This window comes from Sulfitobacter sp. G21635-S1, assembly GCF_027213915.1.
In the GTDB taxonomy this organism is placed as follows: Bacteria; Pseudomonadota; Alphaproteobacteria; order Rhodobacterales; family Rhodobacteraceae; genus Sulfitobacter.
In genome coordinates, this window is sequence record NZ_JAPWGV010000052.1 from 1 (window position 1) to 8,475 (window position 8,475).

Here is an 8,475-nt window from a genome sequence, read left to right on the forward strand (position 1 = left end):
GAAAACGACAAAAACCGCAGGAAACAAGACTTCGCCTGAACAAGCGCGGCATAAACCGGAGCGCGGCATTATGGGCCAGCTCATGCGCCCAGACCCCGTAGAAATTGCGCGGGTCCTGGAACCGCGTGATGGACGGCATGTAGACCTTGTCCACGGGCGGCAAATAGTACGCCTCCGTGCCCGTGAAGACGGTCGTGATGTCGATGGCATCGAAAAACGCCTGCATGTGCGGGATTGGCTCGGACCGCGGATGCTCGGGCACGGGCTCCGGGTCCGGAAAGAAGCTGTCGGGCAAGCCCTCGATCTGGCAGGCATTGAACACGCGGTAGGATTTCTGGAAGCGGAATATACGGGCTTCCTCGGAGTGATCATCCCCGTCGCTGCGGTCATGCTCATATGCGCCCGCGTCTTTCCGGCTTTGACCGTAATAAACGACGACAGAGGACTTCTCGCCCTTGCGGACCTTTGCGTCCAACGCATTGGCTTGCGGCAGCGTCATCCAGAAGGGAGAGCTGTGGCCCGCCATCACGGTCCGCATCGTCAGCAGGAAGTTGTTCACCCCTTGGTAGGGTTCTCCGCCCACGCGCAGGGGACGAGAGCTGCCACCTGCGGTCCATGGCTTGCGCCACGGCAGGACGCCGCGCTCGATGATGCGGATGATTTCGTTTGTGATGACCTCGGAGGCATCGAATTTGGGCGTGCGGGATCGGGCCATGGCTGGCCTCCTTTCGAGTGTTGGTGAGAGGGAATGGTGATCAGGTTGACTGGCGGGGGCGCGGATCGTTGGCGATCCTGGCACCGAGGGCTTCGACCAAGTCGATGTAGGTGGTCAGCGAGACGGACCTGCCAGGACCGCAAGGGTCAGGGTCGACCGATCCGTCCCGCGCCACGCACGGCAAGTTCGCGAAGGCGGTGACATCGGTGACGGATCGGATATCGATGAACGGCGTTCCTCGTGCGACCGCGAGGGCGGCCAAGGGAAAGCGCTCGATCGGCGCGAAGGTCGACACGGTGGTCCAACCGAGATGGATGAACGTGCCGCCATCGCCGCAGATTACATGGGCATTCGGCAATGTCGCCGCCTGCCTGAGATAGCCGAGATCACGCAGGACGGTCTCGCGTTCGATCTGCCGCGCCTGCGCCGACTGGCCGGTTCGGCGTAGTTCCTTGTGTCGCCACCACGAGGCAGCGATTGCGCGCAGCACGCGCAAGACACCTGTTTGCATGGGAATGCCCTTCATCAGGAAAGACAGACCGGAACCCGGCCCGGACCCGTCCGAGGAACACCAAAGCCCCTCATCCGTCAGTCACAAAACCCGAAGGACACTTTCACTTTTCCCGGCCCCACCAGCCCGGGAAAAGAACTTCAGGGGCCGGCACGGCCCCAGTTTTCTTCATTGCACGCAGAAACTCCGGATCGGCAACGAACATCGGCAATGCCAGACCTAAGAGTTCCATTTTTAGAATTTATATCAATGAATAATGGCAAATCTCAGATCGGCAATTTTTTCTGGCGACTGTCTGACATATCCTGGCGGTGCTTGTCCTGAGCACCGGATGCGACAAGCCTCTTCACTTCGCTGACAGGGAATAGCTGGTACTACGTCCACCAGCGTCATCTTTCTCAAGTGCTCCCAAGTCGATCAGGTCCAGGATGTCGCGATATGCGGTGTCCTGCGAACACTTCTCGATCTTCGCATATTTCGACGTCGTGAGTTTTCCTTCGAACCCATCCAGGAGGCGGTTAAGCATGTCCCGCTGGCGGTCGTTTATGTTGGCCGTTCCGTATTTCTCCCAGAACCGCGCCTTTTGAAACACGGCCTCCAGAATGATCTCTGCGCCATCAAAAGCACGGTCGAGGCAATTGAGGAACCAATTGAGCCAGGCGGTGACATCAAGCCCGCCCTTCTGCGTCGTCTCGAGCATATCATAATAGGCGCTCCGCTCCTGCCGGATTTGGGTCGACATGCTGTAAAACCGCTGTGAACTGCGTTCGGATCGAGCCAACGCCATATCCGCGATCGCACGCGCAATGCGCCCGTTGCCATCGTCGAAGGGGTGGATCGTGACGAACCACAGATGTGCAATTGCGGCATGAACAACTGGATCCGTGTCAGGGGCCTGATTGAACCAGGTCAGAAACCGCCCCATCTCTGTATCAAGCCGTGCTGCTCCCGGCGCCTCAAAATGCACGCGTTCACGACCCATAGGTCCTGAAACAACTTCCATAGGGCCTTCACGCCACTGCCCCACGGTGATCCGGGACATTCCGCTTCGCCCGGTTGGGAAAAGGGCGGCATGCCAGCCGAACAATCGCTCTGCGTCCAGTGGTTGGTCATACGCTTGCGTCGCGTCCAGCATCATCTCGACGACCCCATCGACATGGCGATCAGACGGGATCAGCCCGCCGATTTCGAGCCCCAGCCGTTTTGCGATAGACGACCGAACCTGATCCTTGTCGAGCGTCTCGCCTTCGATCTCGCTGCTCTTGACGACATCACTGGTGAGAGTTCGCAACATCGCTTCGTTTCGAAGATCAAAGCCAAGGCCTTCCATGCGTCCCAAGAGCTTGCCTTGTCGGTGGCGGACAGCGGCAAGTTGTGAAGACAGCTTGGCCTTGTCCCAAGAAAACTGCGGCCAGTCAGTGATTTCGTGAATGTAGGTCATATTTTGCGCATTCCTTGCGGAGATTATACCGCATAATCTCGTCAAGACAACAATAACTGCCGCAAAATCTGCGGAGAATACAGGCGGCAATCTCCGCATGCCCCACCTGGAACTCTGAACGTGGAAAAACTGCGTCCCCATCCCATTATGCAGCCTGCCCGCTCAATCGACCATAGAAGCTGCGCTCGAGATGCAGCTCCCCTGCCCCGGCCTTCTCAACCATGCCACGCAGATATCCGCCCGGTGACGCCACTTCGCCGGCGCAATGCTTGTCGAACGTGAGAACCAGCGCCGCAGTCGCGATTTGTGGCCCAAGTCGGTCCTGCGCGAGGTTCCAGGCGTGTTCAGAAACGCCGATCATCGGCCTCAACTGCCCCACAACACGGTGCAGATCGCCCCAATCCTTCAGATATCCGCCCATATTGCGCGCCCACGACGCAAATTCAGGACAGGCTTGCATGACTGTCGGCAGATCAAGAGCTGCCCCGCGCTTCTTGCGCGTTTCAGCCACCCAATCTTCCAACTCCCTATCAACTCGCTCTTCCGGTGGCGCATTTGGCACTACGCTCGCCGCTTCCTCTTTTTCTGAGGAATTACAGGTTACAGGATTAAGTTGATTTGTAATTAGTATATGAGGTTCGGAAATGACCTCCCTGGGGTCCATTTCTTGAGTCTTCTGAAGTGCTTGCTTGGTGGTTTCGGCTGTGTTTTCCACAGCCTCGTCCGCCCGAACTGCCTTGAGATAGGCCGCCTCGACACGCTCCTGAAGCTCCCGGAACCATTCCAAGAGCCGTGTGAGCGTCTCAGAGGCCGTGTCCCGTCGAGAAAGACGGTCCAGGAGATCCTCAAAGAGGCCTGTGAGCTGCGTCCAGGGGCCTCTCAGAGCGCTGCCGAGCGCCGCTTCGATCCTGGCGCGGATCATCCGGCGCGCAACCGTGATCTGGCGCTTCAGGCGCTGACACAGCTCACGCTCAGCCTGCAATTCGGCGTGCAACTGCGCGAACTCTTCGACGCGGGCCGACAGCGGCGACAAATCGAAGCCGTAGGCCTCGATTATGACGCCATCCGCGTCCCTGCGGCCCCACCGCTTGCCGTTGGGGCTGTCCTTGAAGGAAATCACCCCGATCTCCGCCAGGCGCCGTGCATGGCGCTTGAGCGCCGACAATGAGAAGCCCGTCTGCTCCATCAGATAGGCGTTGGATGCCCAGACGATCGGGCGATGTCCCTCCTCCCAGTCCTGGGCCTGTGTGAAGGCCCCGAGCGTGTCCAGGAGCATCATATCGCCCGCCTTGAGACCAATATGGGCACCCACGCGCTTTACGGCCACGAAGGCCTGTGCCTTGGGAACGGCTGCTTTCTCGCCGACCTGTGCATGTTGCTCAGCCACTGCGAGTCCTGCCGTTGCTTTGCGCCACCCGGACAATTGGTTGATATTGGACACACCTCCACCAATCTGAGGCATGCCTGTCCCAGTCGCTCCATGCGGAGCATCATTGAATTTTTTCATTTTTTGCCAGCAGACAAAGAAATCCCGTTCGCTCAGGAGCGATTTCTCTTGTGTGGTGATTCGGTGGCTGCTAGATTCTAGGTGTCTAATCTAAGAATTGCGCTTTGCGCAGCAGCCCTCGAAGCTCCGGTTTCGGGGGTTTTTCTTTGCTCGCCTTCCTCCTTTCTGCTCGTCCTCAGTTTTCATCCGTCCGGTTTACAGTTGTAAACTCGGCGTAGGATCTCTTGATGATTTCAGCCAGGTTGTCGTCGAGCCATTCCGCAAACTGCGCATTGGCACCTGATTTCTTGACTGACATCGATACAGAACCGCGACCTGTCTTGATCGTCACGCCCTCGACTGGTGTCACTTCAGAGGTGACGTTGCCTTGTCGCGCCCCTCGCTTGGAGGCTTCTTTCAACAGCACTTCCAATCGGTCGTCTGAACTCACTTCCTGACCGCAGTTTTTTAGAACGGACAGAGCAACCTTCTCAGTGAGCTTTTTGGAGATGAAGAGCTCCGCAAGAGCGGTCCATTTGGGTCTGCCAGATTTCGGCGCAGCCCCAACAAGATCACCTACCTTTACCGGCACGTTCTGGGTCACTTTCATCAAATGCGATAGACCTGAGGCGGACAGGCTCAAAACCTGCCTCACCGTGGGAGTGGCATGACCGGCCTCCAGGATAGCTTCTGCAAAACGCGCCTTTTCGTAGAATGAAAGGTTGCGGCGGGCAGCGTTTTCCAAACCTTTTGCAAGAAGAGCCGTTTGGTCATCGATGTCTTGGACATTGGAACGAACCTTGATGCCAAGTTCCCGACAGGCTCTCAGTCTCCGCCGACCATAGATTGCCTCATACCGCCCTTCGGACTTCGCCTTTCGAACAAGGATTGGGACTTGTTGTCCACCATCCCGGATGCTGTTTTTGAGAGCATCGAACCCTGCGCCGTCATCGTCGGAGTTTACAGCTGTAAACTCGTCGAGCCGGTCCGTTGGACCCCAGTCATCAATTAGGTCCGGATCTATTTCACGAATTGCAGCAAGAGACCCCTGCAGCGCTCCGAGAGCAGGTGCACTTGTCTTCGCGACCTTTTCCGCCGACTTTGCACCAGACCGCGCAATAGCGCTGGCAATACCGGACATTTCTTGGAGTGATTTCCTAGCCATTATGAACGTCCCCACGCTTGCTGGATCATCCGCTCGACTTCTTCTCCCACCGCATCCATGGAGCCCTTGGCGCGGTCATAGGTCGCTCGCGTCATCTCAGAACGAACAACTTCATAGATCGACTGCTTGAGCATCGTAGCGTCGCTGATTGCTGTGCTCTTCAGCGCAGTCGCCGACATGACCCGATCTTGAAACAAGGCGCGCATGAACGAAGTGAGCTGCTGCGAAGGCACATCGGTTGGCTCGTCGCGGGTGACCAAAAACTTGAAATGATCGTATTGCAGCGTCGCGCCGGCGTCTTCAATCACCCCCATGTACGCACCTGCGAGTTCGAGAAACTGGGCCGTGGACGACACATCCAACATGGACGGCGTGAGAGGCACGAGCAGCGAACTCGCCGCTGCCATCCCTGCGATTGTCAGGAACCCGAGCTGCGGCGGACTATCCACAAGAACCAAGTCAAAATCATTTTCCACCTGGACAAGCGCGTTCCGAATGCGTGTGAAAAACGGCTGATCCGGGTTCGAATGAACAGCGGATTCCGTTTCAAACTCGGAGAGGATCAACCGCGACGGAGCGATTGACAGGCCGGGAAAATAGGTCGGCTGCACGACATCAGCCATCTCGACCGGATCATCGTACCGGATCGCGTCGTAAATCGTCAGCCCATCAAACTCGATCTCCGGGCTAATCCCACACATCGATGTAAGCGAGCCTTGCGGGTCGAGGTCCACAGCGAGCACCCTGTAACCACGTAGCGCAAAATAGTGGGCAAGGTGAATCGTCGTGGTACTTTTGCTGCTGCCACCTTTGAAGTTCATCAGCTGCCAAACCTGGAGCTTCTCCTTAGGGGAGCGGCGGGGCACATATCGGCCCTTTGTACGAGACGAGCGCTCGAGGATCTCTCGTGCGTTCCAAATCTCTTGGGCGGAGTAATACCGGCGGCCACCACGGATGTCGCTTGGCTCAGGAACCGTTCCCTCGGCATGCACTTTTCGCATGAACTGGCCAGATACACCCAACAACTCGGCGACCTCCGGAGCAGCGAAGGCGCGCAGCGACTTTGTGTTGTCTGGTGCGAAAGCCGCAAGAAGGTGCTCTCTGATCGCCGCGTTCAGCCGTTCGGAAATTTCGGTTGCGAGGGCTGATGGCCTTTCGGTACTAAGCGGTGTCACTGGAATCATGTGGTTGCCCCAAATTCAAACATGTGGCTTTTTTCGCGCCACTTGGGGATAAAAGGTGTGATTCACCCAGTTAAGTCAAGATTTTTCGCATATATAGTGTCTAATTAGGCAGAACTAGACTACATGCGCCGTCCATTAAACCATTCGTGTTTACAGCTGTAAACACTCCGGCAGGACAGGTTGCCCGCGGGAAACCCTACTCAGACTTCGGTCGAACCCCAGAGAATCACTCGCTGAACCATGTCATCATCCTGGATTGCAGTCTTGCCAAGATTGGCGTTGAGGACAAAATCCTGGATCGCCAGGGTGAAGTAGGCGGCCCCGGCCACATACTTCTGCGTCTTCCAAGTGCCGTTGCGTTCAACCAGGAGACCACGGGATGAGCCGACGACAACTCAGTGCGTGGGGCAACGCGATTCCCGCTGGCAACCGGCTCAACAGCGACCTCATTGTAGGAGCTCAATGTCGAGACCAAACCGGCGCTCTTGGCAGACTCGGTTTTGGCGCTTTCGCACTCAAACAAATGGAGGTCAATGCTGTGCGCCTTTATTTTGGTGATGCAATGATAACCAGAGCGTAGGAGTCCAAGGTTGTGAAATCCTAAAAGCGAAGCGGGGAAGGGTAGGGGGACGGGAGACTTCAATGCGAGAAATGACCGGCAGGGTTTGAGAAGGCTCCAAACGGATAACCAACTTAACCGGGGCGTTTCGCACGAGCATAAATTCCGCCGACGCCAACGTGAAGCACAACGTCACGGCGATGGTCCCAAGGCGGATCGCGCCGAGGAAGTACTAGGGCAGGGGCCTAGGATCAGCGTTCAAGTTGAACGAAGCGCTGGCCAATTGCCGCAGGAAGGCAGGGCTCAGTTGGGAGGACACCGGGGTTATTCTTGCCGGCATCCAGTCTTTGTGCTCGGTCGAGGACCTGACGGTGCAAACCCATCAGGTGGGCCGTGCATTGGCGGAGAAATACCAGCTATCGGTCAATGACGCGATGGTCGTGTCGGCCGAGTTGATCTCTGGGTGCACGACGTCGAGGGGTGAGGACATGCACGACGGATTGCTCATCGAGGGTCAGTTGCGCGTCGTCAATCCGTTTGTCTAACCAGCAAACCAAGACGCTCGGCCCGTTCCAACAGCATTTTCACCGAAGATGGCTGCCAACTTGTCCGTCCGCGTGGTGTGCGCTCACGCATCGATTCCAGCCGATCGCAGATCGCCACTAGCGTGATGTCCGGGTCCGCGCCCTTGATGGCAGCGACGATCGCGGGCAGGCGGTCGTCGGTTTCGCGACGTCCGGCGCGGCCCAGAACCTCAGCGGGCAGGAACCCGTCGCGCACATAGGCTTTCACGGCGCGCAGCAGGCGGCTTTGCGTCCAGCGGCGATCATGGGGCAAGGGGCCGTTGATGATCCGCAACATGTCTTCCCAAGCCATATCGGGCCGCAGGCGGCGCACATGGGGCACCCAATCCTGCGCGGTCTCGTTCAGCCGCTCCATGTAGCCGTCTTGCCGCGCCAGTCGCACCTTGCGTAGCGCCGCTGGATCGCGGGCGCGCAGGCCCGGGTTGCCGCCGACTCGGCCCTTAGTACGGGCGCTCGCCAGCCCCGCCTTGGTGCGTTCCCGGATCAGCGCGCGTTCGAACTCGGCCGCGGCGCCCAGAACCTGCAGCGTGAACTTGCCTTGTGGCGATGCCGTGTCGATGGGGTCCTGGAGAGAACGGAAGAAAGCCCCCTTGGCCTCCAGACGTTCGATCACCTCCAGCAAGTGCGACAGAGACCGTGCAAGCCGGTCGATCCGAACGACAACCAGCGTGTCGCCGCTCTGGACGCGTTCGAGCACGCGGGCAAGTACTGGCCGCGCACGATTGCCGCCTGAGGCGTGTTCTTCAAAGATCTTGTCGCGTTTAGTTCCCGATTTCAATTGAAGCAGTAAGCTGAAACTGAAGCGCTGGAAATTCACTTTAGCGCTTCAC

9 protein-coding genes and 1 pseudogene are annotated in these 8,475 nt (G+C 57.8%); 1 reads left to right on the forward strand and 9 read right to left on the reverse strand.

Annotated elements, in window-relative coordinates; genetic code table 11:
• The 8 genes from O4H53_RS26555 to O4H53_RS26590 all read right to left on the reverse strand — a co-directional run.
• A partial coding sequence (locus O4H53_RS26555; protein ID WP_269367952.1) for an ArdC family protein occupies positions 1-715 on the reverse strand: 715 nt, incomplete at its 3' end.
• Between the two features lie 40 nt (positions 716-755).
• On the reverse strand, positions 756-1,241 hold the full coding sequence (locus tag O4H53_RS26560) for a hypothetical protein (protein ID WP_331284256.1): 486 nt from the start codon (positions 1,239-1,241) through the stop codon (positions 756-758).
• An 88-nt stretch (positions 1,242-1,329) separates the two neighbouring features.
• A complete protein-coding gene (locus O4H53_RS26565; RefSeq protein WP_269367954.1) occupies positions 1,330-1,458 on the reverse strand; it encodes a hypothetical protein in 129 nt (42 codons plus the stop codon).
• Positions 1,459-1,572: 114 nt separating this feature from the next.
• On the reverse strand, positions 1,573-2,667 hold the full coding sequence (locus tag O4H53_RS26570) for a Fic family protein (protein ID WP_269367955.1): 1,095 nt from the start codon (positions 2,665-2,667) through the stop codon (positions 1,573-1,575).
• 145 nt (positions 2,668-2,812) lie between these two features.
• Positions 2,813-4,129, reverse strand: coding sequence for a plasmid replication protein RepC (gene repC / locus O4H53_RS26575; RefSeq protein ID WP_269367957.1), 1,317 nt, complete (start codon positions 4,127-4,129; stop codon positions 2,813-2,815).
• 220 nt (positions 4,130-4,349) lie between these two features.
• Positions 4,350-5,318: a plasmid partitioning protein RepB gene (gene repB, locus O4H53_RS26580; protein ID WP_110796935.1), complete on the reverse strand. Its 969-nt coding sequence runs from the start codon at positions 5,316-5,318 to the stop codon at positions 4,350-4,352.
• Complete coding sequence (gene repA, locus O4H53_RS26585) at positions 5,318-6,502, reverse strand: plasmid partitioning protein RepA (RefSeq protein WP_269367960.1); 1,185 nt, start codon at positions 6,500-6,502, stop codon at positions 5,318-5,320. Before repA ends, repB begins: the two co-directional genes overlap by 1 nt.
• Before the next feature lie 200 nt (positions 6,503-6,702).
• Entirely contained in the window at positions 6,703-6,831 is a 129-nt protein-coding gene (locus O4H53_RS26590; RefSeq protein ID WP_269367962.1) for a hypothetical protein, read from the reverse strand.
• Positions 6,832-7,260: 429 nt separating this feature from the next.
• On the opposite strand from O4H53_RS26590, the pseudogene O4H53_RS26595 reads away from it, so the two are divergent.
• Positions 7,261-7,606 (forward strand): annotated as a pseudogene (locus O4H53_RS26595) (PIN domain-containing protein); the annotation flags it as partial.
• Here the strand turns inward: O4H53_RS26595 and O4H53_RS26600 are convergent.
• Entirely contained in the window at positions 7,590-8,432 is an 843-nt protein-coding gene (locus O4H53_RS26600) for a recombinase family protein (RefSeq protein ID WP_269367965.1), read from the reverse strand. The pseudogene O4H53_RS26595 and the gene O4H53_RS26600 sit on opposite strands and share 17 nt — an antisense overlap.
• Between the last annotated feature and the right edge of the window lie 43 nt (positions 8,433-8,475).